The organism is Nocardioides sp. NPDC059952 (assembly GCF_042730435.1).
Taxonomy (GTDB): Bacteria; Actinomycetota; Actinomycetes; order Propionibacteriales; family Nocardioidaceae; genus Nocardioides.
In genome coordinates this window covers 45,989-71,578 of sequence record NZ_JBHWLY010000005.1, presented here as the reverse complement: position 1 = coordinate 71,578, position 25,590 = coordinate 45,989, and the positions used below count along the sequence as shown (strand labels likewise).

The following is a 25,590-nucleotide window of genomic DNA, read 5'->3' as shown; positions in this document are numbered from 1 at the left end:
CATATGCGGAGTGTGAAGGGTGTAGCGGCCGGGGCGGCGATCCTCGGAGTGCTGATGGCCGGGTGCGGGGCGGAGAACGGTGCCGAGGACGGGGGCGCCGGGAAGGCGAAGGAGTCGGGCCCCGTGCTGCCGTCGGACGGGCCGTACCTCCAGGGCGAGCTCGGCGGTTGCTTCCTGCCAGAGACCGACGCCGGGGTGGAGCCGACGCAGGTCGCCGGCAAGGACCTCGAGCTGCCGGCCATCCGGTTCTCGCCTCCGGAGGACCGGGCTCCGTCGGCGGTGCTGGTGATGCTCCATCAGACCGACGGGGACCGCTGCGGGTGGGGCGACTTCGCGATCCTGGCAGCTCTCCAGGGCGTCGCCGGCCTCTCGTTCGACCTCTGCGGCTATGGCGATGCCGACTGCGGGATCAAGGATCTCGACGACCCGGTGCCACAGGTGCAGGCCGTGCTGAGCGAGGTCGAGAAGCAGTGGCCGGATGTGCCCGTCGTGCTGGTCGGCGCCTCGATGGGAGGCAGCCAGACCGTACGGGCCGTCGCCGCCGGCGTGGACGTCGACGGCTGGGTGGACCTCTCGGGCCCGTCGAACTGGGCCGGCGTCGACCTGGCCTCGGTCGCCGACTCGATCAGCACGCCGGGCCTGATCGCCATCGCCGAGGACACCGACGGGGCCGAGGAGGCCGACGCCGCTCAGGCGCTGGCGCAGGCGACGTCCTCGGAGTTCGTGCCCGCCGAGGCGGGGCATGGCTGGGAGCTGGTGGTCGAGGAGGGCCGGCTCTCGCCGCTCGGTCAGCAGGTCATCGCGTACGCCACGAGCTGATTCTCCTCCCTGATCCTGCCCGCAAGACTCTCCGATCGGGGAGGTTGCTCCGCTCACGCCGTGATTAACGTGCGAACGGTCACCCCGTGAGAGGAGCAGCAGATGGAACCCCAGAACGAGTCGAACCCGACCGACATCGCCACCGACGTCGCCACCGAGGACCTCATCGAGGAGGTCTCGATCGACGGAATGTGCGGCGTCTACTGATGCCCGATCGCATGCTCGAGGAGCCGTGGACACTCTCGCCCTCGGTGGCGCTGCGTCCTGAGCCCTTCGGGGCTCTCGCCTACCACTTCGGCAACCGGAAGCTGACCTTCCTCAAGCGGCCGGAGCTGGTCGAGGTGGTCCGGCTCCTCGAGCATCACCCTCGTCTCGGCAGCGCGCTCGACGCCGCAGGCATCCCGCCGGAGCAGCACGACGCGTACGCAGCGGCGCTCCGCGCCCTCGCCGAGACCGACATGATCCGCCCCCGCCATGAGGAGGCAGCGTGACCCTCGCACCAGAACGCCCCACCACTCCCACGGGCCGTCCCGCAGGCGGCAGTCTCGTCGAGCAGTTCGAGTTCGGCCTGGACGCCCCGATCTGTCTGACCTGGGAGCTGACGTACGCCTGCAACCTCGAGTGCGCCCACTGCCTGTCGAGCTCGGGCCGGCGCGACCCGCGCGAGCTCAGCACCGAGCAGTGCAAGGCGGTCATCGACGAGCTGCAGCGGATGCAGATCTTCTACGTGAACATCGGCGGCGGCGAGCCGACGATCCGCCCCGACTTCTGGGAGCTCGTGGAGTACGCCGTCGACCACCAGGTCGGCGTGAAGTTCTCCACCAACGGCTTCCGGATCACTCCCGAGCGCGCTGCCTTCCTGGCCTCGACGGACTATGTCGACGTACAGATCTCCCTGGACGGCGCGACGGCGGAGGTCAACGACAGGGTCCGCGGAGCGGGTTCGTACGACACCGCGCTCAAGGCCCTGAGGAACCTCCGCGACGCCGGTTTCTCCGACGCCAAGATCTCCGTCGTCTGCACCCGGGAGAACATCGGCCAGCTCGACGACTTCAAGGCCATCGCGGACGAGTACGGCGCCACCCTGCGCCTCACCCGGCTGCGCCCGTCGGGTCGCGGCGCCGACGTCTGGGACGAGCTGCATCCGCTGCCCGAGCAGCAGCGCGAGCTCTACGACTGGCTGATGGCTCATGGCGAGGACGTGCTCACCGGAGACTCGTTCTTCCACCTGGCCGCCTACGGAGAGTCGCTGCCGGGCCTCAACCTGTGCGGCGCCGGGCGGGTGGTGTGCCTGATCGACCCGATCGGCGATGTGTACGCCTGTCCGTTCGCGATCCACGACCAGTTCCTGGCCGGCAACCTGCTCGGTGAGGGAGGGTTCAAGGAGGTGTGGCAGTCCTCGCCGCTGTTCACCGAACTGCGCTCGCCGCAGACCGGCGGAGCGTGCACGAAGTGCCAGCACTTCGACGCCTGCCGCGGCGGCTGCATGGCCGCGAAGTTCTTCACCGGGCTGCCGCTGGACGGACCGGACCCGGAGTGCGTCCAGGGGTACGGCGAGACTGCGCTGGCCGGCGACCGGCTCGTCCCGCAGGCGAGCCAGGACCACTCCCGAAGCCAGGCGAGCCGCAACGCACCGGTGCTGCTGAACCTCGGCACCACCCGGCGGCGCCCGGTCTCCGCCTGCAACGAGGACCCGCTCGCCGGAGGTGACCTGTCGTGAGGCTCGAGAACCCCTGGAAGAAGAACCCGTGGTTCGAGTCGGTCGCGGTGGCTCAGGAACGAGCCCGCCGCCGGCTGCCGAAGCCGGTCTACGGCGCGCTCGTGGCCGGCTCCGAGCGGGGCCAGAGCATGACCGCCAACCAGGACGCCTTCGCCGAGCTCGGCTGGGCACCGCACGTCGTCGGCCAGCACGCCAAGCGCGACCTGGGGACGACCGTCTTCGGCCACTCCGTCCCGCTGCCGGTCCTGATCAGCCCCACCGGGGTCCAGGCCGTCGACCCCGACGGCGAGGTCGCGGTCGCCCGGGCCGCCGCGGCCCGGGGCACGATCATGGGCCTGTCCAACTTCGCCTCGAGGTCAGTGGAGGAGGTGACGGCGACCGGCGCGACCACGTTCTTCCAGATGTACTGGACCGGCGACCGTGACACGATCGTCCAGCGCATGCAGCGGGCGCACGCCGCCGGCGCCCAGGGCCTGATCGCCACGCTCGACTGGTCCTTCTCGATGGGCCGCGACTGGGGCAGCCCGGAGATCCCGGAGAAGGTCGACCTGCGGACGATGATGCGGCTGGCGCCGCAGGTGGCGGCCCGGCCCCGGTGGGCGTGGCAGTTCGGGCGCACGGGCTCCTTCCCCGACCTCACCGCCCCGAACCTCGCCCCGCCGGGCGGGAGCGCGCCGACGTTCTTCGGTGCCTACTACGAGTGGATGACCACCCCGCCGCCGAGCTGGGACGATGTCGCCTGGATGCGCGAGCAGTGGCACCAGATCAGTGGCACCCCGTTCGTGCTGAAGGGCGTGTGCCGGGTCGATGACGCGCTCCGTGCGGTCGATGCCGGGGTCGCGGGCATCTCCGTGTCCAACCACGGCGGGAACAACCTCGACGGCACCCCGGCCGCGATCCGGATGGTCAAGCCGATCGCCGACCGCGTCGGCGACCAGGTCGACGTGGTGATGGACGGAGGCGTACGCCGCGGCTCGGACGTCGTCAAGGCGCTCGCGCTCGGCGCGAAGGCGGTGCTGATCGGCCGTGCCTATCTGTGGGGCCTGGCCGCCAACGGCCAGGCCGGGGTCGAGAACGTCCTCGACGTGCTGAGCGGTGGCATCGACTCGGCGCTGCGGGGGCTCGCGGTCGGGTCGGTCACCGAGCTGCGGCCCGAGCACCTGCTCGTCCCGGAGGGCTTCCATGTACGCACTGGGTGACGCCACCTGGCCGCAGGTCGGCAGCGGGTCGGTCCTGCTGGTGCCCGTCGGGTCGCTGGAGCAGCACGGGCCGCACCTTCCCCTCGACACCGACACGACGATCGCGACGGCGGTCACGCAGGGGGTGGCCGAACGGCTCGCGGAGCAGGGTGTCCAGAGCTGGACGGCGCCGCCGGTCGCGATCGGCTCCAGCGGCGAGCACCAGTCGTTCGCCGGCACCGTGTCGATCGGCAGCGACGCCCTCCACCTGGTCGTCGTCGAGCTCGTCCGTTCGGCCCGCACCTGGGCCGAGCGGGTGGTGCTCGTCAACGGCCACGGCGGCAACGCCGCCGCCCTGACCAGCGCGGTCAACCAGCTCGCCTTCGAGCGCCAGCAGGCGTGCTGGTTGCCGTGCCGCACCGAGGACTTCGACCTGCATGCGGGCCGCACCGAGACGTCCTTGATGCTGCACCTGCGCCCCGAGTCGGTGCGTCTGGAGCTGGCCGAGCCGGGCGACACCCGGCCGCTCGCCGAGATCCTCCCGCTCATGCGGACGGGCGGGGTTGCGGCAGTCTCTGCCAACGGCGTCCTCGGCGACCCGACCGGGGCGACGGCGGCAGCGGGTGCGGAGGCGCTGACGACGATGATCGAGCAGACGACCATGGACGTGCTGGCTCCCGGCGGCGTGGCAGTGGGGTGAGATACCCGATCGGCTTCCGGGTCCGGGTCCGGGAGGACGTACGCCGCATCGACCGGCGGCTGCTGGTCGGCGGCTCGCCGTTGCGGGCCGTCCGGCTGACCAAGGCGGCGCTGGCGCTGCTGGCGGACGGCGAGGTGACGGTGGTCGACGCGGCGACCGACGCGCTCGCGTCGAGGCTCGTCGACGGCAACCTGGCCGATCCCGTGCTCAGTGGTCCCGGGGTGGACCCGGGCGAGGTCACGGTCGTGATCCCGGTGCGAGACCGGCCCGACCAGCTCGACCGCGCCCTCGCCTCGCTGGGAGCCCTCCACCGCATCGTCGTCGACGATGCCTCCCTCGATCCCGATGCCGTCGCGAGGGTCGCCAACCGGCACGGCGCCCATCTCCTGCAGCTGCCGGAGAACCTCGGCCCCGCCGGCGCCCGCAACGCCGGCCTGCGGGCGGTGCGCACCCCGTACGTCGCCTTCGTCGACTCCGACGTCACCGTCGAGGCGAGCACTCTCCTGGCCCTCACCCGCCACTTCGCCGACAGCCGCGTCGCGCTGGTGGCGCCGCTGGTCCGTAGCCGCGCCCGGAGCCGGGCGCCGCGGTGGTTCGAGCGCTTCGACGAGGACGACTCCTCCCTCGCCCTCGGCACCCGCGCCTGCGTCGTACGCCCCGGGGCCGCGGTGGGCTGGCTGCCCAGCGCCTGCCTGGTGGGACGTACGGACCGGCTCGGAGCGGGGTTCGAGGAGTCGATGCGGGTGGGCGAGGACGTCGATCTGGTCTGGCGGCTGGTGGAGGCGGGCGAGGTCGTCCGCTACGACCCGGAGCGGGTGGCCTGGCACGACACCCGCACCACGGTCCGCGGCTGGCTGGGCCGCAAGTACCTCTACGGCACCGGCGGCGCCGACCTCGCCGTCAGACACGGCCGCAAGGGCGCGCCGGCGGTGATGACGGTGAGCATGGCGGCCACCGCGGCCGCCCTGATGGTGCACCGCCGGTGGTCCCTCCCGGTCGCCGCGGCCGGGATCGCCTACGGCACGCTCTCGCTGCGAAGGCGGCTGCCGGAGACCCCTGGACGGGACCGGCTCGCGGTCCAGCTCTGCGCCCAGGGCCTCGGCTGGACGGTCCGTCAGGAGGCCGCGCTGCTGCTGCGGCACTGGTGGCCACTGACCGTGCTCCTCGCCCCGCACAGCGCCCTGGTCCGGCGCGCCCTCGCGGCCTCGCTGGTCGTCGACGTGGTCGTCGCCCGGGTCGACAACCCAGGCACGAGATACCGGCCGCTGGCCCGGCGGCTGGACGACATGGCGTACGGCGCGGGCCTCTGGGCCGGCGCGCTCAGAGCGCGTTCGATCACCTGTCTGCTGCCGCGCCGACCGGGCCAGAAGACCGGGCAGGGAGGCACCTCTCCCAACGGGTAGGTAGACCCCTCCCGGGCCGGCCTGTTTCCCCTTCCTCGCCTGTTCGCGGCTCTGTCGGCGTACCTAATGTGCTGAGCGTCACACACCAACGGAGGTTTGCCATGCAGGTCGACGAACTACTCAAGCCCTTCCCGATCAAGGAGTTCCACCCGTTCCCTCGAGCCCTCATGGGCCCCGGCGCTCACGAGATGATCGGGCCCGAGGCCCTCAAGATGGGCTTCCGCAAGACCTTGGTGATGACGTCCGGCCTGCGCGGCACGGACATCGTCAACAAGATCGTCGAGTCGATGAAGTACCACGGCCTCGAGGTCGTCGTGTACGACAAGGTCGAGTCCAACCCCAAGGACTACAACGTCATGGACTCGGTGAAGCTCTACCAGGAGAACGAGTGCGACTCGTTCGTCTCCATCGGCGGCGGCTCGTCGCACGATGCCTGTAAGGGCGCGCGCATCTCGGTCGCCCACGACGGCCGCAACGTCAACGAGTTCGAGGGCTTCAACATGTCCGAGAACCCGAAGAACCCGCCGCACATCGCCGTCTCGACCACGGCCGGCACCGGGTCCGAGACGTCCTGGGCGTACGTCATCACCGACACCACCACCGACCCGGACAACCCGCACAAGTACGTCGCGTTCGACGACGCCTCGGTCGCCAGCCTGGCGATCGACGACCCGGTGCTCTACTTCGACTGCCCGGTCGACTACACCGCGCAGTGCGGCTTCGACGTCCTGGCGCACGCCAGCGAGCCGTACGTCTCCCGGATCAACTTCCAGCCCTCGCTCGGCAACGCGCTGCACGCGATCAAGCTGACCTCGGAGAACCTGCGGCAGGCGGTGTGGAACGGTCAGGACCTCGGTGGCCGCGAGGGGATGATGTACGCCCAGTACATCGCCGCCCAGGCGTTCAACTCCGGCGGCCTCGGCATCATCCACTCGATCAGCCACGCCATCAGCGCGTTCTACGACACCCACCACGGCCTCAACAACGCGATCGCGCTGCCGCGGGTGTGGGCGTTCAACATGCCGACGCACTACAAGCGGTTCGCCGACATCGCCCGAGCGATGGGCGTCGACACCCACGGCATGACCGACGTGCAGGCCGCCGACGCGGCGCTCGCCGCGGCCATCCGGCTGCTGCGCGACGTCGGGATCACCGAGCGGTTCGTGGACGTCACGAAGGACACGTACTCGAAGAACCGGCTCGGCCAGGGTCCGACCGCCTACTACGAGAACGCCCCGACGATCCTCGGCGACGCCGCGGACGTCGACCGGATCACCCACCACGTCCTCGGTGACGCCTGCACGCCGGGCAACGCCAAGGAGTGCACGTTCGAGACCGTACGTCCGGTGGTCGACCACTGCTTGAACGGCGACCTGGACGACCTGCTCGGCTGATCGTCTCCCCCTCGTGGCGGGTCCGGCCCACTGAGATCACCGGCCGGACCCGCCACCTCGCCCCACCCATCACCTCGAGGAGTGCACGTGTCGACCACCACCGAACCGATCCAGGGCTTCACCGACGTCGAGGACACCCGCGCCCAGCTGGCGGCGTGCGGCTACCTCGCCGACGACCGGCTCGCCACCACGGTCTTCCTGCAGACGCGGCTGGAGAAGCCGGTCCTGCTCGAGGGCCCGGCGGGCGTCGGCAAGACGCAGCTGGCGGAGAGCCTCGCCGCCGCGACCGGGCGGCGCCTGATCCGGCTGCAGTGCTACGAGGGCCAGGACGAGACCAAGGCGCTCTACGAGTGGGACTACGGCAAGCAGATGCTCTACACCCAGATCCTGCGCGAGAAGATCGGCCAGGTCGTCGAGGACGCCGCCGACCTGAACGAGGCCGTCGAGCGGATCGCCAAGCAGGACTCGGTGTTCTTCTCCCAGCGCTTCCTGGCCGCCCGGCCGCTGCTCGAGGCGATCGACTCCGACACCCCGGTCGTGCTGCTCATCGACGAGGTCGACCGCGCCGACGAGGCCCTGGAGGCGGTGCTGCTCGAGCTGCTCGCGGAGTTCCAGATCTCCATCCCCGAGATCGGCACGGTGACCGCCAGGACGATGCCGTACGTCGTGCTGACCTCGAACAACACCCGCGACCTCTCCGCCGCGCTCAAGCGCCGCTGCCTGCACCTGTTCCTCGACTACCCCGACGCGGCCCGTGAGCTGGAGATCATCCGGTCGAAGGAGACCGGGCTCGCCGACTCGCTCGCGGCCCGGCTCGTCGACATCGTCCGCGGCATCCGCGAGCTCGAGCTGCGCAAGGCGCCCAGCATCTCCGAGACCGTCGACTGGGCCCGCACGCTGGCGGTGCTCGGCGTCGAGGAGCTCACCGCCGACGTGCTCTCCACGACGCTCAACGTCGTGGTCAAGTACGAGCGCGACCTGAAGCGGGTCATGGAGGCATTGCCGCGGCTCGTCGACCCGAACGCCGAGGTGCCCGACCACCTGCACGGCCACGGGCATGGTCACGGGCACGGTCATGGCCACTCCCACGCCGCAGCCGAGGACCGCGTCGAGGACGACGTCGACGGTCGCGCCGAGCGGAAGGCGAAGGACCGGCCCGGCCGGCACAACGCGGGCTACTACGGCGGTGCCGGCGGCACCGGGCCGCGTACGGCCCCGTCGGTCTCGACGAGTCAGGGCAGCCGGGCGTTCCCCTCGGCCCGCAAGCGTCCGGTCTGAGCCGGGATCGAGGCCCGACATGGAGACCGCACTGCACCGCTTCATCCGGCTGCTCCGGCTCTACGGCGTACGCGTGAGCACCGCCGAGGTGATCGACGCGATGCACGCGGTCGCGCAGCCGGGGGTGCTCGAGCAGCGCAATCTGCTCCACGCCGCGCTGACCGCGAGCCTGGTCAAGGACCGCCGCGATCTGGCCATGTTCGACCTGGTCTTCGACCGGTTCTTCGGGCTGCGGCCGGTGGTCGAGGAGGAGGACGAGCACGGCCACACCCACGACGACCTCTCCGACGACGGCGAGCTCACCGACTTCACGCTCTCCGACGAGCCGGGCGAGGTGCCGGAGGACGGCCACAGCCACGGCAAGCCGGACGACATCAAGGAGTACTTCAAGCCCGAGGACATGGCGCAGCGCTACAACCTCCACCAGGAGGCGAACAAGATCGACATCGCCGCGCTCACCGACGAGATCGTGCTCTCCAACGATCCCGCGTCGAGCCCCGGCGAGGCCGCCCGGGTCCAGCTCTCGACCAGCCGGATGCACAACCCCGGCAACCCGGGTGACCTGATCCGCGACGCCGGGATGCAGCTCGAGACGGAGCTGTCGGTGCAGGAGGAGATCGCGCTGCTGAGCTGGCTCGAGGAGCGCGAGCCCGAGAGCGCAGTCGACGACGACGAGGCGCTCGAGGAGCTGCGCAAGGCCCTCTCGCCGTGGCTGGCCACGCTCCCGGAGCGGATCCGGGACCATCTCCAGCGGCTGATGAGCATGGAGCGCGAGATCGAGTCCCGGGAGATTGGGGCGGCACAGGCCGAGACCGTCGCCGAGCACGACCGTGCCGCCCTGGAGGAGTCGCTGCGGCGGCTGCTCAGGAAGCTCCACGGCGCCCCGCGCCCGCGGCGTACGGTGGCCGCGCGCGGCATCGTCGACGGCCGGCGGACGATGCGCACCAACATGAAGTACGACGGTGTCCCGTTCAGGCCGGTGACCGTCGCCAAGGCGCACGACCGGCCCCGGCTGCTCGTGCTCTGCGACGTCTCCCTGTCCGTACGCTCCACCGCCCGCTTCACGCTGCACCTGCTGCACAGCCTGCAGTCGGTCGCCACCTCTGTCCGGTCCTTCGCGTTCGTGAAGGACCTGGTGGAGATCACCGACCTGTTCGCCGAGCACCGGATCGAGGACGCGCTGTCCCTGGTGCTGGCGGGCCTGCCGGCCGGAGGCGTGCTCGACGTGGACGCGGACTCGGACTACGGTTCCTCGTTCGAGCAGTTCCTCGAGCAGTTCGGCTCGGCCGTCAACCGGCGGACCACGCTGGTGATCCTCGGTGACGGCCGCGGCAACGGCAAGGATCCCGGCTTCGCCGCCTTCGAGGAGCTCACCCGGCGCGCCCGGTTGACGATCTGGCTCACCCCCGAGCCGCGCTACTCGTGGGCGCTCGGTGGCTGTGACCTGCCGGAGTACGCGGAGTGGTGCGACAAGGTCCAGGTCGTCCGGAACCTGCGCGGGCTGGACAACGTCACCCAGGCGATGTCGGTCGGCCGATGACCACACCGCCCAGCCGCCTGGCGGTGATCGACGCGCTGCGGCCGGGCCCCGAGGCCGGGGTCTACCAGGACGGGGTGGTGAGCGTCCGGTCCTGGCAGGGCACCCGCCCGCGGCGCCAGCTCGGGACGATCCGCACCCGCCACTTCGACGTGCACCGCGAGGGGGACCAGGTCCACCTGATCCACTGTCTGCGTACGGACCAGATCGACGACGACCTCTCCGGTCTGCTGGCCGAGGAGCTGTTCCAGCCGGGCTGGCTCCGTGGCCCGGACCTGTTCGAGCGGCTCTTCACCGGCGTCGTGGTCAGCAGCGCTCCCGATCCGGAGCAGGCCTGGTCCGCGTTCTACCGCAACACCCTGCGGCGCGTGGAGCAGGAGCTGCGCCGGCCCGGCGGCGCCGGCGCTCCGCACGGAACCGTCGCCGAGTACGCCCCCGTCTACCGCTTCGTCGAGCAGCAGCTCGCGAGCGGCTCCGTCCTGGAGGTGGGCTGCTGCTTCGGGTTCCTCGCGCTCCGGCTGGCCTCCGCCGGACGGCAGGTGACCGCCTCGGACATCTCCGCCGGCACCGTCGCGCTGCTGAACGCCGCGGCAGCCCGGCTCGACATCCCCCTGGCCGCCCGCGCGGCGGACGCCACGAGGTTGCCGTGGCAGGGCGGCGCGACCGACAACGTGCTCCTGATCCACCTGCTCGAGCACCTCGAGCCCGACCTCGGCGACCGGGCGGTCGCGGAGGCGATCCGGGTGGCGCGACGCCGCGTGGTGATCGCGGTACCTCTCGAGGACGAGCCCGACGAGACCTGGGGACACGTCCGGACGGTGTCGCTGGAGGACCTCGCCGCCTGGGGCGCGGCCTCGGGACGCCCGCACCGGGTGATCGAGCACCACGGCGGCTGGCTGATCATCGACACCGACCGCTGATCGTTCCTCACCGGTCGACCTGTCCGTCGACGACGCGCACCCGCAGCCATCCTGCTGCTGCCGCGTCAGGCCTGGTCAGAGCCCGGTCCGACCTGTCCATCGGCCGTACGCGACGGCGCTGGAGACCTACCCGAGGGCAGGTGCGCGACCGCCCACTCGGCGGGTCCGCGGGTGTGTCGTACGTCACTACTTTCGGAGAACCGTGGCCCAGCCGGACGACGGTTGAATCCCTGGAGGAACTGATGACGAACACATCCATCGATGCAGAGGTACCGACCACTCGAGCCGTCGCGCCGGCGACGTGGGGCGACCCGTTCCCTCTCGGTCTGGCCAGCTTCGGGATCTCGGCGCTCGTCCTGGCCACCGTGATGTCGGGGATCGTGGACGCTGCCGCGCTGCCGGCAGTCCTGCCCCTCGCGCTGGCGCTGGGCTTCGCGACCGAGCTCGTGGCCGGCCTGGTCCACTTCCGGCGAGGTGAGACGTTCCCTGCCCTGGTGTTCACCGCGTACGCCGGGTTCTGGCTCTCCTACGCCTTGCTCGTGCAGTTCTACGGCCCGATGGTGACCGCGGGCGGGGAGACGATCACGGGGATGTTCCTGCTGGCGTGGGCGGTGTTCACGTCGTACATGCTGCTGGCGGCACTCCGCACCAACACCACCACGATCGTGATCTTCGTGCTCCTGGCCGGGGTCTTCTACCTCGCGGCGTTCGGGTCGTTCCTCGGCAGCGCAGCCCTCGGCCGGACCGCCGGCTATCTGCTGATCCTCGACGCCCTGGTGGCGCTCTACGCCTCCGCCGCGATCATCGTGAACACGACCTGGGACCGCACGGTCCTGCCGGTGCCGTGACCTAGAGGCGTGTCTTGGAAGTTCCTGATCGGTTGGCGCACCCAGGAACTTCCGGGACGCACCACTTCGTGGGTCTGGCGAATCGTCCGCAAGAAGCGCCACGGATGCGCCGACTCGGCGGGTTCGGGTGGGCAGATGCGCCGGGTCGGGGGTGGTGGGCTGGCTCTGATCGGTCGGCCTAGGTGCGTCTGGTGAAGCGGACGTCGCCGTTGGGGAGGCGTTCGTGGAGATACTCAGAGTCGTGGGCGCGGTGGTGGTGATGGGCGCAGAAGAGGGCGGCGTTGTCGAGGTCGGTGGCGCCGCCTTTGGCCCAGGCGATCCAGTGGTGGGCTTCGGCCCAGGTGCCGGGGATGTCGCAGCCTTCGGCCTCGCAGGTCGCTGAGTGGAGCAGGAGGGCGCGGCGTTGGGCGGCGCTGAAGAACCGTTCCTTACGCCCGAGATCGAGGACCTCGGAGTCATGCCCGAGGACGGCGGGGATGATCGAGGCGGTGCAGGCCAGGCGCCGGGCTTCGGCTGCGGTGATCGGGCTCCCGCCAACCAGGTTGCCGATGCCGGCCTCGGTGCGGAGCTGGTCGATGTCGATGGTGACGATCACCGTGGTCGCGTCCCCGCCATGGATCGGGAGCCGGGCCGGGTCGAGGGTCTCCAACAGCTGGCAGAACGCGAGCCCCAGGCGGCGGTCGTAGGGCAGGTAGTCGCCGGTCTCGGTGCGGGTGCCGTCATCGCGTCGGGGTGAGGCGAAGGCTTCGAGGTTGGTGGCCAACCGGTCCGCGGCCGCATCCGGGACCACGGCGGAGATCCGGGTGGTGCCGTCTCCGAGGCGGCGCATGGCCAGTCGGGTCTTCTTGCGGGCGTGGGCCTCCTCGGCCGCGAGGCGTCGGGCTTCTTCGGCCTCGGCGATCTCGGGGGCGATCACGTCCAGGATCCGGCGCCCCAGCCGGCGTAGCTGGGCGGGGTCGAACTCGGTGGCGTAGCCGACCAGGGTCTCCTCCGCCTTCGTCCTGATCTCCGGGTCGAGGCCGGCCGGGAGATCGTCGAGGGCGGCGACGATCACCTGCGCTTGGGCCGAGTTGCAGTCGCCGGCCCGCATCGCCGCCGCGACCCGGTGGTAGGTCCGGTCGAGGGCATCGGCGAGCCGCAGGTCGGCGCGCAGGGTCTCGGGGCGCTGGTGGGTGTGGTGATGCAGCCACGCCGCGACATCCCGGGCCGCGGACTCTGCGGCCACATCATCAGCGGTGGCGAGCACCCGGAGCTCGAGCTCAGCCAGCTGCGCCTTGGCGCGGGCGATCTCGAGCAGGGTGGCGGCCTTCTGGTCGGTGGCCATGAACGCCGGGTTCGCCTCAGCAACCTGCTCGAGGGAGGTCGTGATCGCGACCACCGCCCCGAGCACAGGATGCTGGGGCTGTTGCAGCGTGGTCATCACGGTCACCTCCCGACGTACGAACTCTTCACACCCGCTGACGCAGGTGTGTTCTGGTTCGCTGGTCTCGGAGGCCCGGCAGTACGGGCTATTACTTACCCTCGCAGCTCAGCGTGCACGCCCCTGGTTCCCCTGGATTACCCCACACCCGTTGTGTCTCGGGTAGAAAGGCACGCCTCTTTGAGAGGTGGTCGGCCATCACGTTAACGCCTGTGCCGAGCCTACCACACGTACGCAACCCAAGCCATCGAAAACAGGCAGAAAACCCGATCAGGGACAGGTATCCCAACCCAAACCCAGGCCGCTGCTGGAACCCAGGCAAGTCAGGCAAATGGCACCCAACCCAGACACCCTGGTTCAAAATCTCCCAACCCAGACACGGTATTGGCCCCACCCGCGCTGGAACCCAGGCACGAGACCAGACGGACACACATCAAGCCTCCCCACAAGAAGGCGGCCAGCGAGCCGACAACAACCTCCGGGTCAGAGGAGGCCGAGCTTGGACGCCTCGTACACCGCCTCGGCCCGGCGGCTGACGCCCAGCTTCCGCAGGATGTTGCCCACGTGGAACTTGGCGGTGGTCTCGGAGATGTAGAGCCGGTGGCCGATCGCACGATTCGACAGCCCGTGCGCGAGCAGCTCCAGCACCTCGAGCTCGCGGGCGGTGAGCTCGGAGTCGTCGCTGGTCACCGGCATGTTCACGCCACGGATCATCGCCGCCGCCGAGCGCGCGTCGAAGGCGCTCCCGCCGCTCGCGACGTCCCGGATCGCGCGGACCAGCCCGGTGGTGTCGACGTCCTTGACGACGTAGCCGCGGGCGCCGGCGCGGATCGCCTGCATCACCAGCTGCTCGTCCAGGAACGTCGTCAGCACGAGGATCAGCGCCTCCGGGTGCCGCTGGGTCAACGCGGCGCACAGCTCGAGGCCCTCGGCGTCCGAGGACGAGGAGAGCTTCAGGTCGAGCAGCACGATGTCCGGACGAGCGCTGTTGACCCGAGCCAGCGCCTCGGCCGCCGTCGCCGCCTCCGCGACGACCCGGAGGCCGGGCTCGCGCTCGAGGATCGAGCGCAGACCCTGACGGACGATCGCGTGATCATCGACCAGCAGTACGTCGATGCCGGCCGTGGCCTGGTCGGGGACCGCCTGCGGCGGGCTGAGCGTGTTCATGGGTCCATCCCTTCGAGCGGCTGCTGCGGGTCCTCGATGAGCCCGCAGATCGTTCCTCGGCCGCGGTCGACGACCGGCAGCGGCACCCGCAGCTCCACCCGCACGCCGCCGAGGTGCGAGCGCCGGAACGCGACGGTGCCGCCGAGCTCGCCGATCCGGGTCTCGATGTTCGCCAGGCCCCGGTGCCTGCCGTCGACCGAGGCGCCGCGCTCGAGCCGCAGCTTCCGGGCGAGCAGGCCCGGATCGCCGCAGCCGTCGTCGGCGACCCCGACGTAGAGCTCGTGCTTGCGGTAGCGGAGCCGGAGCACCGCCTGGCTGGCCTCGGCGTGGATCGCCACGTTGAAGAGCGCCTCGCCGACCGCGCGGGCGATGTCGTGCTTGGCCTCCGCGGGCATCGGGCACACCTCGCCCTCCACCCGCACCGACACGTCCAGGTGCGGACGGTGGTGCTCGGCGACCTCGTGCAGCAGCTCGGGCAGCGAGGACACCGTGTCTCGGTGCGGCTGGTGCAGCGCGTAGATCGCCCGCCGGAGCTGTTCGACGGCGTCCTGGGTGAGCTGCTTCGCGGTGCCGAGGAGCTCGGTGATCCGCTCGCCGGCCGGTCCGAGGTCCTCCGTCTCGCCGCGCGCGATCTCGACCGACATCCCCGCCGAGAGCACGAACTGGGTGACGCTGTCGTGGAGCTCTCGCGCGATGCGGTGGCGCTCGTGGTCGACCAGCTCTCGCTGTCGCGCCACCAGCAGCCGCTCCTCGGCCTGGCGCAGCTCGCGGGTCCGCTGCTCGAGGTCGCGCTCCCGGGCACCGACCTCGTCGTAGAGCCGCTGGGCGCGGCGGTGCTGGGCGAGCCCGGCCTGGTACTGCTCCGAGGTGTGCAGCGCGACCGCGGCCTCGTTGGCCAGGATCCGCAGCACCGACAGGTCCCCGGGCTCCGGGTCGTCGGCGAGCCCGTGGAGACCGACCAGGCTGCCGATCATGACGCTCTCCAGCGTCATCGGCACCCGGACCCAGCGAGCCGGCCCGGGCGCCCCGGTCGCATGTCCGGCACGGATCGCGCCGAGCTCGCGACGTACGACTCCGGGGAGCTCCTCCTCGTCACCGACCACCCGGCCGTCATGGCCGACGACGATGAACCTCGGTCTCGCGCCGGGCAGATGGCCGTCGGCCAGCGCCAGGATCGTCCACTCCGCGGCGAGGTGCACCGCGGCGGCGCGGGCCACCTCCTCCAGGAGCGCCCGCGGACCCTCGACCGTGCGCACCAGCGCCCGCGAGATCGAGTCCATGGCGCGTACGGCCTGCTGCATCCGCTCGTCCGAGCGCAGGAACGCACGGTAATAGGAGCGCTTGCCGGAACGTACGCCGGTCAGTGCCGCCAGATCGGGCGCGCTCATAGCGCAGTCCGGAAGAGCGCGTGGATCTCGGCGCGGCTCGCCGGTCGCGGATTCGTCGTCAGGCAGGCGTCGTCGAGCGTCGTCACCGACAGGGTGTCGAGATCGGTGTCGGTCACCCCGAGGTCCCGCAGCCGCCGGGGTACGCCGACATCGTCGGCCAGGCGTCTGACGTGATCGGCGAGCATCTCGGCCGCGACGTCACCGGGGACGCCGTCGACCGGCAGGCCGGCGGCTCGGGCGAGGCCGACGAACCGATCGGGGACCGAGCGCGCGTTGTAGCGGATCACGTGCGGGAGCAGGACGCCGTTGACCACGCCGTGCGGGGCGTCGAGCAGCCCGCCGACCTGGTGGCTCATCGCGTGGGTCGCGCCGAGGATCGCGTTGGTGAAGGCCAGGCCCGCCTGCAGGCTCGCCTGCGCCATCATCGCGCGGTGCTCCATGTCGCCCGGGTGGGTGACGGTCGAGCGTAGGTGCCGGCAGACGAGTGCGACGGAGCTGATCGCGTGGCCGTCGGCCAGCGGGTTGTGCGCCAGCGAGACGTACGACTCGATGCCGTGGGTGAGCGCGTCCAGACCGGTCGCGGCGTTGAGCGCCTCCGGCATGGTGGTCAGCAGCCGAGGGTCGGTGATCGAGACATCGGGCACCAGGGCGCGGCCCATGATCGTGATCTTCACGCGGCGGTCGGTGTCGGTGACGATGCAGAACTGGGAGACGTCGGCGCCGGTCCCCGAGGTGCTGGGGATCATCAGCATCGGCGGGATCGGGCGCGCGATCTGGTCGATCCCGGCGTAGTCGAGGATGTCGCCACCGTTGCCCGAGAGCACCGCGACACCCTTGGCCGCATCCATGCAGGAGCCGCCGCCGATGGCCACGATGACGTCGGCCTCGGCCTCGACGTAGCGCTCGTAGGCGCGGCGTACCTCGTGGTCCTTGGGGTTCGGCGTGACCTCGGTCCACAGCACCGGGACGAGACCCTCGGCCCGGAGCAGCCGGAGCAGCTCGTCGACCCAGCCGGCCTCGACGATGCCGGGGTCGGTGACGACGAACGGTCGCCGGGCCCCCAGCCGGGAGGCGGCATAGCCCGCCTCCTCGAGCGAGTTGTGCCCGAAGACCACCTCGGGCGCCTGGAACTTCACGACCTGGTCCAGCGGGGCGCTGGTCGGTGGGACCTGCTCCTGGCGAGGAGCCAGCTCCCAGGTGCGTGCCATCACCGCCGTCGTCGGCGCCGCTCCGACGGCCATCTCAGAGACCGACCTCGCGGTCCAGCCGGGCGATCTGGCCGTCCGCGAGCGCCAGCAACGGGGAGCCGGACGGCAGCAGGGCCCGGAGCCGGAGCCACATCTCGTAGTCGTCGGCACCCCACGCCGACCGCGTCCAGGTCGAGACCAGGTCGGGCTGACCCGACTGCAGCACCGCCGCGCGCAGCTGCTGCGCCAGCGTCTCGCGGAGCCGGACCACGCCGGGCGCCACCGAGCGCGGCAGGATCGGGCCGCGATAGCAGCGGAGCGCGCCCGCGACGTCGCCCACCGCGAGTCGTGCCTCCACGCCCAGCCAGTCGCCGGTCACCTCGGTCGTGAGCCGGTAGGGCCGGGAGGCGAGGAACTCCTCCCCGAGCAGGTTGCGCAGCCGGTTCAGCTCGGCGCGGAGCGTCGAGGAGCCGCCGTCGTCCTCGTACAGCAGGACCGCGAGCTCGTCGCCCGAGAGCCCGCGCGGGGCGCTGGCGAGGAGCAGGAAGATCTCGCTGTGGCGGGGGGAGAGCCGCAGCTGCGCGCGATGTCCGCGCCCGTCGTCGATCGACAGCAGCAGGTCCTGACGGCCGAGCGTCTCCACCGCGATGCGTGCCCAGCCCGGTCGTGTCTCGGGCTGCCGCGGCAGCAGCTGCTCGCGGGCGAGCTCGGACTCCGCCAGCCTCGCCGCGGCGCGGACCATCGCCATCGTCTGGGGTACGACGATGGAGTCGCCGCCGGTGATGTCGAGGACGCCGAGCAGGCGTGAGTCGCCCGGGTCGTGGATCGGGGTCGCGGCGCAGCTCCACTGCTGCACCGAGCGCCGGAAGTGCTCGGCGGCGACGACGCTGGTCGGCCGATCGAGCCGGAGCGCGAGCCCGGGCGCGTTCGTACCGGCCAGGCGCTCGTCCCAGTTGCTCCCCGCGACGAAACCGATCCGCTCCGCGCGCCGGAGCGCCGCCGGAGCACCGCACACCCAGAGCAGCTGACCGGCCTCGTCCGAGACGGCCATGATCGCGTCGCAGTCGCGCGCCGCCTGCCCGAGCACGTCGTCGAGGAGCGGGAACACCCGCGCCAGCGGATGGGCCGCGCGGATGTCCCTCAGCTGGTCCTCGGGGAGCGTGATCGGCGCGGACGTGTCGTCCGCGGTCACCCCGGCGGCAGCGGATCGGTGCCATGAGTCAGCCACGGCTGCGCGCATCGAGGGGTTCTGCTCAGTGTGGTTCATCCCGACCTCCTCAAGTGATGAGGGTCACATTTGAAGGTTGCATTCACGTTGCTTCGGTCGATCTTCGCCGGCGTCCGGTGGTCGCAACGTTGCTGCAACCTCGGCGTTTCTAGCGTCTGTGACCACGATCACGCCCCAATGCCTGAACTGCCTGAGGAGAAGTCCCGATGACCGTATACACAGCTCCTGGCCAGCCCGACTCGCTGGTCACCGTCCAAGGCCGCTACGGCCACTACATCGGCGGCCAGTGGGTCGACCCGGTCAAGGGTGCCTACTTCGAGAACATCTCGCCGGTGAACGGCAAGCCGTTCACCGAGATCGCCCGGGGCACGGCCGAGGACATCGAGGCTGCCCTGGACGCCGCACATGCTGCCGCTCCGTCGTGGGGGAAGACCTCGACGACGGAGCGGGCCAACACTCTGCTGAAGATCGCCGACGTGATGGAGGAGAACCTCACCGCGATCGCCGTCGCCGAGACCTGGGAGAACGGCAAGCCGGTCCGCGAGACGCTCGCCGCCGACATCCCGCTCGCCATCGACCACTTCCGCTACTTCGCCGGAGTGCTGCGTGCCCAGGAGGGCACCATCGGTGAGATCGACGAGAACACCGTGGCGTACCACTTCCACGAGCCGCTGGGCGTGGTCGGCCAGATCATCCCGTGGAACTTCCCGATCCTGATGGCGGTCTGGAAGCTCGCCCCGGCGCTCGCCGCGGGCAACTGCGTGGTCCTGAAGCCGGCCGAGCAGACGCCCTGGTCGATCCTCAAGCTGATGGAGCTGGTCGGCGACCTGCTGCCCGCCGGCGTGCTCAACGTCGTCAACGGCTTCGGCGTCGAGGCCGGCAAGCCGCTGGCCTCCTCGCCGCGCGTGGCCAAGGTCGCCTTCACCGGTGAGACCACCACCGGCCGCCTGATCATGCAGTACGCCAGCCAGAACATCATTCCGGTGACCCTCGAGCTCGGCGGCAAGAGCCCGAACATCTTCTTCGACTCCGTCGCCGCGGAGAAGGACGCCTTCTACGACAAGGCGCTCGAGGGCTTCACGATGTTCGCCCTCAACCAGGGCGAGGTCTGCACCTGCCCGTCGCGTGCGCTCGTCCAGCGCTCGATGTACTCCGACTTCGTCGGCGACGCCATCGCCCGCGTCGAGAAGATCAAGCAGGGCAACCCGCTCGACGACACCACGATGATCGGTGCCCAGGCCAGCAACGACCAGCTCGAGAAGATCCTGTCCTACATCGAGATCGGCAAGGACGAGGGCGCCAAGGTCCTCACCGGTGGCGAGCGGAACATCCTCGAGGGCGACCTCGCCGAGGGCTACTACGTGCAGCCGACCGTCTTCGAGGGCGACAACTCGATGCGGATCTTCCAGGAGGAGATCTTCGGGCCGGTCGTCTCGCTGACCAGCTTCGACGACGAGGCCGACGCCCTCAAGGTCGCCAACGACACCCTGTACGGCCTCGGCGCCGGCGTATGGTCGCGCGACGGGTCGCAGGCCTTCCGGGCCGGCAAGGAGATCAAGGCCGGCCGGGTCTGGACGAACTGCTACCACGCCTACCCGGCCCACGCGGCCTTCGGTGGCTACAAGCAGTCCGGCATCGGCCGCGAGACCCACAAGATGATGCTGGACCACTACCAGCAGACCAAGAACCTGCTCGTCAGCTACAGCCCCGACGCACTCGGGTTCTTCTGATGAGCGCGACCCACGCCTCCTCCCTTCCGGCGCGGGTCGCCGTGACCGACGAGGCGGCGGCTCTGCTCCGCCGCCTCGTCGGTATCCACGGGCCGGTCATGTTCCACCAGTCCGGTGGATGCTGCGACGGCTCGGCCCCGATGTGCTACCCGAACGGTGACTTCCTGCTCGGCGACGCCGACATCCACCTCGGCGACCTGGACATCGGGCTGGACCACCGGGTGCCCGTCTGGATGTCGCGTGCGCAGTTCGAGTACTGGTCGCACACCCACATCACCATCGACGTCGTCCCTGGACGCGGCGCCGGCTTCTCCCTGGAGGCGCCCGAGGGCGTGCGGTTCCTGATCCGATCTCGACTGTTCACCGACGAGGAGGCGCAGAGCCTTGACCGAGAAACTGCTCAGCACTGACCATCCGATCCGCTTCGAGCCGCCCGCCGCCCTGGCCGCTGCCGCCAACGTCACCGAAGCGGCGTACGCCCGGGCCGATTCCGACGTCGAGGGCTTCTGGGCGGAGCAGGCCGAGCGTCTGACCTGGGCCGAGCCGTTCACCGAGGTGCTGGACTGGTCCGACGCGCCCCACGCGCGGTGGTTCGTGGGCGGGAAGCTCAACGCGGCGTACAACTGCGTCGACCGACACGTCGAGGCCGGTCGCGGTGACAAGGTGGCCTTCCACTTCGTCGGCGAGCCCGGTGACACCCGGGACCTCACCTACGCCGATCTCCAGGACGAGGTGTCCCGGGCCGCCAACGCGCTGACCGACCTCGGAGTGGTCAGTGGCGATCTGGTCGCGATCTACCTGCCGATGATCCCCGAGGCCATCGTCGCGATGCTGGCCTGCGCCCGCATCGGAGCGACCCACACCGTGGTCTTCGGTGGGTTCTCGGCCGAGGCGCTCGCCTCGAGGATCGAGGACTGCCGGGCCAAGCTGGTCATCACCTCCGACGGCGGCTACCGCCGCGGGGCCCCGTCGGCGCTGAAGCCGGCCGTCGACGCCGCCCTGGCGCGGCTGGGCGGCAAGAGCCCGGTCGACCACGTCCTCGTCGTGCGCCGCACCGGGGAGTACGTGCCCTTCGACGACGCCACCGATCTGTGGTGGCACGACGTCGTCGACGCTGCTTCCCCGGAGCACACGCCCGAGGCGTTCGACTCCGAGCACCCGCTGTACGTCATGTACTCCTCGGGCACGACCGGCAAGCCCAAGGGCATCCTGCACACCACCGGTGGCTACCTGACCGGCGCGGCCTACACCCACCATGCCGTCTTCGACCTCAAGCCCGACACCGATGTCTACTGGTGCACCGCCGACATCGGCTGGGTCACCGGTCACAGCTACATCGTCTACGGCCCGCTCGCCAACGGTGTCACCCAGGTGCTCTACGAGGGCACGCCCGACAGCCCGCACCGGGGTCGTTGGTGGGAGATCATCCAGCAGTACGGCGTGACCCTCTTCTACACCGCCCCGACGGCGATCCGGACGTTCATGAAGTGGGGACGCGAGATCCCGGACGGGTACGACCTCACCTCGCTGCGGCTCCTCGGGTCGGTCGGCGAGCCGATCAACCCCGAGGCGTACCTCTGGTACCGCAACGTCATCGGTGGTGACCGCTGTCCCGTCGTCGACACCTGGTGGCAGACCGAGACCGGTCAGATGATGATCAGCCCCCTCCCCGGGGTGACCGCCGGCAAGCCCGGCTCGGCGATGCGGCCGCTGCCCGGCATCGGCGCCGACGTGGTCGACGAGGAGGGTCGCTCGGTGCCGAACGGGTCGCGCGGCTACCTGGTCCTCACCAAGCCGTGGCCCGCCATGCTGCGCACGTTGTGGCAGGACGACGACCGCTTCGTCGAGACGTACTGGACCCGCTTCGCGGACCTCGGCTACTACTTCGCCGGTGACGGCGCCAAGAAGGACGAGGACGGCGACATCTGGATCCTGGGCCGCGTCGACGACGTGATGAACGTGTCCGGTCACCGCCTCTCCACGAGCGAGATCGAGTCCGCCCTGGTCTCCCACCCGCGGATCGCCGAAGCAGCCGTCGTCGGTGCCGCCGACGAGACCACCGGCCAGGCGGTCGTCGCCTACGTGATCCTGCGCTCCGGGGACGGCAACACCGGCGAGGCGCTGATCCAGGAGCTCCGCGGCCATGTGGCCACGGAGATCGGGGCCATCGCGAAGCCGCGGCAGATCAGAATCGTCCCGGAGCTGCCCAAGACGCGGTCCGGGAAGATCATGCGCCGCCTCCTGCGCGATGTCGCCGAAGGCAGGGACGTCGGCGACACCACCACGCTCAGCGACCCGAGCGTCATGGCGCTGATCGCGGAGGGATGAGATGGCCGTGCCCGCCACCGGCGTCGATCCCAGGACGATCGGGCGCAGCTGGATCATCGTGGCCAGGCACCGCCAGCCTGCCAGGACCGCGGCTCCGGCCCCCTGGGGCGAGGCGCATCTCAAGCGCATCGGCACCCAGGTGACCATCTGCGGTGCTCCGGCCCAGGGGTGGCACGCCTTCTGGCAGCTGCGGTCCGAGGACATCCGCCGGTGGTGCGCCGAATGCTCCGTCGCGGCACGCCCGACCCGCACCGTGTCGGGCTCCCTGAAGACCATGTGACCCCGAGGAAGAGGACGATCCATGAAGACCGTGATCCACACCTGCAGCTGCCCCGAGGTGTTCCATCAGCTCGGGCTGCACACTCGCGAGGGCGTGCTGCCGGCTGGTCCTCGCTGGTTGCAGGTGCTGGCAGGACTTCTGCGCTCGTCATGACTGAGAATTCGGTCAACAGGGACATCCCCTCACGATCGGAGACCCGTTGCCCGACTTCCGCCTCTCACGCCGGGCCGCTCTGCGCGCACTCGCCGGGATCGGCGCGCTCGCCCTCGGCACCGCGGCGTGCGGACCCGGCGATCCGAGCAGATCGACCGCCGCGCGCCGCCTCGGTGCCGAATGGGGGAGCCACGCCCGCACGTTCATGTCGTGGCCCGCGCTGGAGACCGTCTGGGGCGAAGACCTCCGTCACGTACGGCGGGACATCGCGCGCCTCGCCCGGGCGATCGCGGAGTACGAGTACGTCGTGATGTTGGCCCGCCCGGATCAGGTGGCCGCGGCGCAGAAGGCGTGCGGTGCCGACGTCGAGGTCATCCCGCTCGCCGTCGACGACCTGTGGGCCCGTGACACCGTGCCGCTCTTCGTCGAAGAGGGCGGAGAGGCCGTGGGTGTCGACCTCAACTTCAACGGCTGGGGCGACAAGCAGGTTCACGACAACGACGCCCGGGTCGGCCGGAGGCTGCTCGCGGAGTACGAGATCCCCCGCGAGCGGGCGCCTCTCGTCGCCGAGGGCGGCTCCTTCGAGACGGACGGCGAGGGCACGCTCCTCATCACCGAGAGCTCGATCGTCAACGACAACCGCAACCCCGGGAAGAGCCGCGACCAGATCGAGGCCGAGCTCGAGGAGGTCCTCGGCATGGAGAAGGTGATCTGGCTGAAGGGCGTGCGTGGCGAGGACATCACCGACGCACACGTCGACAGCCTCGTACGGTTCACCGCGCCCGGCGTGATCCTCCTGGACCGCGCCTTCCCCGGCACACCCGCCGACTCCTGGTCCCGCTCGTCGGACCAGGCCATGTCCGTGCTGAGCGAGGCGACCGACGCGAAGGGCCGCCGCTTCGAGGTCATCGACCTGCCTCAGCCCGATCCCTACCGGATCCGGGGCTACAGCGACGACTTCCTCTGCACGTACGCGAACTTCTACATCGGCAACGATGCCGTCTATCTGCCCGAGTTCGGTGACAGGAGGGCCGACGACCGTGCGCGAGGCATCCTGCAGGAGCACTTTCCCCGTCGCGACATCGTGCCGGTGAACATCGACACCATCGCCACCGGTGGCGGCGGCATCCACTGCGCCACCCACGACCAGCCCGGCAAGCCGCTCGACTGATCCCGCCGCGGCCGCGCTTAGGCTCATGGGCATGGACCATCGGGTGATGCTGATCGTCGGGGCGGCGCTGGCGATCATGATCGCGGCGTCGGTGTTCGCGCGGCGTACGGGGGTGGCGGCGCCGCTGCTCCTCGTGGGGCTCGGGATCGGGGCGAGCTATCTGCCCGGGGTGCCGGCGATCGAGCTCGACCCGGAGCTGATCCTGGCCGGCGTACTTCCGCCGTTGCTCTACTCCTCCGCGGTCAACCTGCCGGTGATCGACTTCCGGCGGAACCTCCGGCTGATCAGCTGGCTCTCGGTCGTGATGGTGATCGTCTCGGCCCTGGTGATCGGCGCGGTCGTCCACTGGCTGTTCCCGGAGATCTCGTTCCCGCTCGCGGTTGCGCTCGGCGCGGTCGTCAGTCCCACCGACGCGGTGGCGGCGACGGCGATCGGGCGCCGGGCCGGGCTGCCGCCGCGGGTGATGACGGTGCTGGAGGGCGAGAGCCTGGTCAACGACGCCTCCGCCCTGGTCGTCCTGCGGACGGCTGTCGCGGGGATCGCGGTGGCCGGCTCCTTCTCGCTGTGGCGTACGACGCTCGAGTTCGGCTGGGCGGTGCTGGGCGCGGTCGTGATCGGCGGCGTGGTCGGCTGGATCACCGTGCTGCTCCGCCAGCGTCTGGACGATCCGGTGCTCAACACGACGATCTCGTTGGCGGTGCCGTTCATCGCCTACTTCCCGGCCGAGGAGCTGAACGCGTCCGGTGTGCTCGCGGTCGTCATCGCCGGGCTGGTGACGGGCGGTCTCGGCAGCCGCCGGTTCAGCGCCCGCGACCGCGAGACCCAGGCCACCACCTGGACGACCTTCAGCTTCATCCTGGAGAGCGGCGTCTTCCTGGCGATGGGCTACCAGCTGCCGGACTTCGTCGACGCCGCCCAGGGTGAGACCACGCCCGGCGAGATGGCCGCGCTCGTCCTGATCATCGTGGGCCTGCTGGTCGTGCTCCGGTTCGTCGGCCTCGCCGGCCCCGCGCTCCGGGACCGGGAGGTGAGCCAGGAAGGCGTACGCAGCCGTCTGGACCAGTTCGAGGAGAAGCTCGACTCGCTGACCCCTGCGGACGACCGGGAGGACGCCCGGATCACCGCCGCTCGGCACCGGTTGGCGCGGGGCCGGGCGGACATCGACTTCGAGGAGCGGGAGCCGATCACCCGGCGCGGCTTCCTGGTGATCGGCTGGGCCGGGATGCGCGGCGTCGTCACGGTCGCAGCGGCCCAGACCATCCCGGCCGGCACCTCGCACCGGGCGACCGTCGTGCTCGCCGCGTTCCTGGTCGCACTCATCACCCTCGTCTTCTTCGGCCTCACCCTCCCGGCTGTGATCCGCCGGTTGCGATTCACCACGGAGAGCGCCAAGGACAGGCACGATGCGTTCCGCGCCCTGTTGCGTCAGGTCGGTGAGTCGGCCGTCGACACCCTCGGGCCGCTGGATTCGCAGACCATCGATGGCGAGCCGATCGACCCGAAGCTGGTGACGAAGCTCAAGGACCGCATCCTCCCGCGGGTGCTCGCGGGCGTGCAGGAGGCGCCGAGACTCCGTCCGGCGGTGATGGAGCAGACGATGATCCTGCAGATGCGCTACCTCGATGCGATGCGCGAGGCGCTCGCGACCGAGCGCAGCATCGGGGCCTACAGCTCCCACACCTACCGGAGGGTCGAGTCGATCCTCGACGACATGGAGAAGCGCCTCGACATGAGCTGATCG

24 protein-coding genes are annotated in these 25,590 nt (G+C 70.6%); 19 read left to right on the top strand and 5 right to left on the bottom strand.

The genetic code is table 11. From position 1 onward, the window contains the following. The first annotated feature begins 3 nt into the window (after positions 1–3). The 12 genes from ACFV9G_RS03805 (at position 4) to ACFV9G_RS03750 (ending at position 11,797) form a co-directional block, all read left to right on the top strand. Positions 4–819: an alpha/beta hydrolase gene (locus ACFV9G_RS03805; RefSeq protein WP_378725016.1), complete on the top strand. Its 816-nt coding sequence runs from the start codon at positions 4–6 to the stop codon at positions 817–819. A 102-nt stretch (positions 820–921) separates the two neighbouring features. Continuing rightward, the gene (gene mftA / locus ACFV9G_RS03800; RefSeq protein WP_378725014.1) at positions 922–1,026 is read left to right on the top strand and encodes a mycofactocin precursor MftA; all 105 of its coding nucleotides are present in this window, start codon (positions 922–924) and stop codon (positions 1,024–1,026) included. Further along, positions 1,026–1,310 (top strand): mycofactocin biosynthesis chaperone MftB, encoded by a 285-nt coding sequence (gene mftB / locus ACFV9G_RS03795; RefSeq protein ID WP_378725012.1) that lies wholly within the window; start codon positions 1,026–1,028, stop codon positions 1,308–1,310. Before mftA ends, mftB begins: the two co-directional genes overlap by 1 nt. Next, the gene (gene mftC / locus ACFV9G_RS03790) at positions 1,307–2,539 is read left to right on the top strand and encodes a mycofactocin radical SAM maturase (protein ID WP_378725010.1); all 1,233 of its coding nucleotides are present in this window, start codon (positions 1,307–1,309) and stop codon (positions 2,537–2,539) included. Before mftB ends, mftC begins: the two co-directional genes overlap by 4 nt. Next, entirely contained in the window at positions 2,536–3,738 is a 1,203-nt protein-coding gene (gene mftD, locus ACFV9G_RS03785) for a pre-mycofactocin synthase MftD (protein WP_378725008.1), read from the top strand. Before mftC ends, mftD begins: the two co-directional genes overlap by 4 nt. Then, the gene (gene mftE, locus ACFV9G_RS03780) at positions 3,722–4,417 is read left to right on the top strand and encodes a mycofactocin biosynthesis peptidyl-dipeptidase MftE (RefSeq protein ID WP_378725006.1); all 696 of its coding nucleotides are present in this window, start codon (positions 3,722–3,724) and stop codon (positions 4,415–4,417) included. Before mftD ends, mftE begins: the two co-directional genes overlap by 17 nt. Beyond that, a complete protein-coding gene (mftF, locus tag ACFV9G_RS03775) occupies positions 4,414–5,820 on the top strand; it encodes a mycofactocin biosynthesis glycosyltransferase MftF (RefSeq protein ID WP_378725004.1) in 1,407 nt (468 codons plus the stop codon). The genes mftE and mftF overlap by 4 nt, the downstream gene beginning before the upstream one ends. 101 nt (positions 5,821–5,921) lie before the next feature. Continuing rightward, a complete protein-coding gene (gene mdo / locus ACFV9G_RS03770; protein WP_378725002.1) occupies positions 5,922–7,214 on the top strand; it encodes an NDMA-dependent methanol dehydrogenase in 1,293 nt (430 codons plus the stop codon). Positions 7,215–7,301: 87 nt separating this feature from the next. Beyond that, entirely contained in the window at positions 7,302–8,492 is a 1,191-nt protein-coding gene (locus tag ACFV9G_RS03765) for an AAA family ATPase (protein ID WP_378725000.1), read from the top strand. Positions 8,493–8,511: 19 nt separating this feature from the next. Continuing rightward, a complete protein-coding gene (locus ACFV9G_RS03760) occupies positions 8,512–10,032 on the top strand; it encodes a VWA domain-containing protein (protein WP_378724998.1) in 1,521 nt (506 codons plus the stop codon). Next, complete coding sequence (gene mftM / locus ACFV9G_RS03755) at positions 10,029–10,949, top strand: mycofactocin oligosaccharide methyltransferase MftM (protein ID WP_378724996.1); 921 nt, start codon at positions 10,029–10,031, stop codon at positions 10,947–10,949. Before ACFV9G_RS03760 ends, mftM begins: the two co-directional genes overlap by 4 nt. A 242-nt stretch (positions 10,950–11,191) precedes the next feature. Then, positions 11,192–11,797, top strand: a complete 606-nt coding sequence (locus tag ACFV9G_RS03750) for an acetate uptake transporter (RefSeq protein ID WP_378724994.1) — start codon at positions 11,192–11,194, stop codon at positions 11,795–11,797. A gap of 178 nt (positions 11,798–11,975) precedes the next feature. Here the strand turns inward: ACFV9G_RS03750 and ACFV9G_RS03745 are convergent, their stop codons facing one another. The 5 genes from ACFV9G_RS03745 to ACFV9G_RS03725 form a co-directional block, all read right to left on the bottom strand. Next, positions 11,976–13,217 carry a DUF222 domain-containing protein gene (locus tag ACFV9G_RS03745; RefSeq protein ID WP_378724992.1) on the bottom strand — a complete coding sequence of 414 codons (1,242 nt, stop codon included), beginning with the start codon at positions 13,215–13,217 and terminating at the stop codon, positions 11,976–11,978. Positions 13,218–13,700: 483 nt separating this feature from the next. Beyond that, positions 13,701–14,384, bottom strand: coding sequence for a response regulator (locus ACFV9G_RS03740; protein WP_378724990.1), 684 nt, complete (start codon positions 14,382–14,384; stop codon positions 13,701–13,703). Continuing rightward, complete coding sequence (locus ACFV9G_RS03735) at positions 14,381–15,772, bottom strand: sensor histidine kinase (protein WP_378724988.1); 1,392 nt, start codon at positions 15,770–15,772, stop codon at positions 14,381–14,383. Before ACFV9G_RS03735 ends, ACFV9G_RS03740 begins: the two co-directional genes overlap by 4 nt. Then, a complete protein-coding gene (locus ACFV9G_RS03730) occupies positions 15,769–17,013 on the bottom strand; it encodes an iron-containing alcohol dehydrogenase (RefSeq protein ID WP_378724986.1) in 1,245 nt (414 codons plus the stop codon). The genes ACFV9G_RS03735 and ACFV9G_RS03730 overlap by 4 nt, the downstream gene beginning before the upstream one ends. 1 nt (position 17,014) lies before the next feature. Continuing rightward, complete coding sequence (locus tag ACFV9G_RS03725) at positions 17,015–18,226, bottom strand: GAF domain-containing protein (protein WP_378724984.1); 1,212 nt, start codon at positions 18,224–18,226, stop codon at positions 17,015–17,017. A gap of 167 nt (positions 18,227–18,393) precedes the next feature. Here ACFV9G_RS03725 and ACFV9G_RS03720 point away from each other — a divergent pair, with 167 nt between their 5' ends. The 7 genes from ACFV9G_RS03720 to ACFV9G_RS03690 are packed head-to-tail and all read left to right on the top strand — an operon-like array spanning position 18,394 to position 25,587. Further along, complete coding sequence (locus tag ACFV9G_RS03720) at positions 18,394–19,917, top strand: aldehyde dehydrogenase family protein (protein ID WP_378724982.1); 1,524 nt, start codon at positions 18,394–18,396, stop codon at positions 19,915–19,917. After that, complete coding sequence (locus ACFV9G_RS03715) at positions 19,917–20,327, top strand: DUF779 domain-containing protein (RefSeq protein WP_378724981.1); 411 nt, start codon at positions 19,917–19,919, stop codon at positions 20,325–20,327. Before ACFV9G_RS03720 ends, ACFV9G_RS03715 begins: the two co-directional genes overlap by 1 nt. After that, a complete protein-coding gene (gene acs, locus ACFV9G_RS03710; RefSeq protein WP_378724979.1) occupies positions 20,302–22,245 on the top strand; it encodes an acetate--CoA ligase in 1,944 nt (647 codons plus the stop codon). The genes ACFV9G_RS03715 and acs overlap by 26 nt, the downstream gene beginning before the upstream one ends. A 1-nt stretch (position 22,246) precedes the next feature. Then, a complete protein-coding gene (locus tag ACFV9G_RS03705; protein WP_378724978.1) occupies positions 22,247–22,525 on the top strand; it encodes a hypothetical protein in 279 nt (92 codons plus the stop codon). 21 nt (positions 22,526–22,546) lie between these two features. Next, the gene (locus tag ACFV9G_RS03700; protein ID WP_378724976.1) at positions 22,547–22,678 is read left to right on the top strand and encodes a hypothetical protein; all 132 of its coding nucleotides are present in this window, start codon (positions 22,547–22,549) and stop codon (positions 22,676–22,678) included. 46 nt (positions 22,679–22,724) lie between these two features. Next, positions 22,725–23,849: an agmatine/peptidylarginine deiminase gene (locus ACFV9G_RS03695; protein ID WP_378724974.1), complete on the top strand. Its 1,125-nt coding sequence runs from the start codon at positions 22,725–22,727 to the stop codon at positions 23,847–23,849. A gap of 31 nt (positions 23,850–23,880) precedes the next feature. After that, a complete protein-coding gene (locus ACFV9G_RS03690) occupies positions 23,881–25,587 on the top strand; it encodes a cation:proton antiporter (protein ID WP_378724972.1) in 1,707 nt (568 codons plus the stop codon). Positions 25,588–25,590 lie beyond the last annotated feature (3 nt).

Coding starts and splice junctions, on each gene's coding strand:
- mftB (WP_378725012.1), top strand. CDS start 1,026: ATGCCCGATCGCATGCTCGAGGAGCCGTGGACACTCTCGCCCTCGGTG.
- mftA (WP_378725014.1), top strand. CDS start 922: ATGGAACCCCAGAACGAGTCGAACCCGACCGACATCGCCACCGACGTC.
- ACFV9G_RS03725 (WP_378724984.1), bottom strand. CDS start 18,226: ATGAACCACACTGAGCAGAACCCCTCGATGCGCGCAGCCGTGGCTGAC.
- mftM (WP_378724996.1), top strand. CDS start 10,029: ATGACCACACCGCCCAGCCGCCTGGCGGTGATCGACGCGCTGCGGCCG.
- ACFV9G_RS03805 (WP_378725016.1), top strand. CDS start 4: ATGCGGAGTGTGAAGGGTGTAGCGGCCGGGGCGGCGATCCTCGGAGTG.
- ACFV9G_RS03705 (WP_378724978.1), top strand. CDS start 22,247: ATGGCCGTGCCCGCCACCGGCGTCGATCCCAGGACGATCGGGCGCAGC.
- ACFV9G_RS03700 (WP_378724976.1), top strand. CDS start 22,547: ATGAAGACCGTGATCCACACCTGCAGCTGCCCCGAGGTGTTCCATCAG.
- ACFV9G_RS03735 (WP_378724988.1), bottom strand. CDS start 15,772: ATGAGCGCGCCCGATCTGGCGGCACTGACCGGCGTACGTTCCGGCAAG.
- mftE (WP_378725006.1), top strand. CDS start 3,722: ATGTACGCACTGGGTGACGCCACCTGGCCGCAGGTCGGCAGCGGGTCG.
- ACFV9G_RS03720 (WP_378724982.1), top strand. CDS start 18,394: ATGACCGTATACACAGCTCCTGGCCAGCCCGACTCGCTGGTCACCGTC.
- ACFV9G_RS03690 (WP_378724972.1), top strand. CDS start 23,881: ATGGACCATCGGGTGATGCTGATCGTCGGGGCGGCGCTGGCGATCATG.
- ACFV9G_RS03750 (WP_378724994.1), top strand. CDS start 11,192: ATGACGAACACATCCATCGATGCAGAGGTACCGACCACTCGAGCCGTC.
- mdo (WP_378725002.1), top strand. CDS start 5,922: ATGCAGGTCGACGAACTACTCAAGCCCTTCCCGATCAAGGAGTTCCAC.
- ACFV9G_RS03745 (WP_378724992.1), bottom strand. CDS start 13,217: ATGACCACGCTGCAACAGCCCCAGCATCCTGTGCTCGGGGCGGTGGTC.
- ACFV9G_RS03715 (WP_378724981.1), top strand. CDS start 19,917: ATGAGCGCGACCCACGCCTCCTCCCTTCCGGCGCGGGTCGCCGTGACC.
- ACFV9G_RS03730 (WP_378724986.1), bottom strand. CDS start 17,013: ATGGCCGTCGGAGCGGCGCCGACGACGGCGGTGATGGCACGCACCTGG.
- ACFV9G_RS03760 (WP_378724998.1), top strand. CDS start 8,512: ATGGAGACCGCACTGCACCGCTTCATCCGGCTGCTCCGGCTCTACGGC.
- ACFV9G_RS03740 (WP_378724990.1), bottom strand. CDS start 14,384: ATGAACACGCTCAGCCCGCCGCAGGCGGTCCCCGACCAGGCCACGGCC.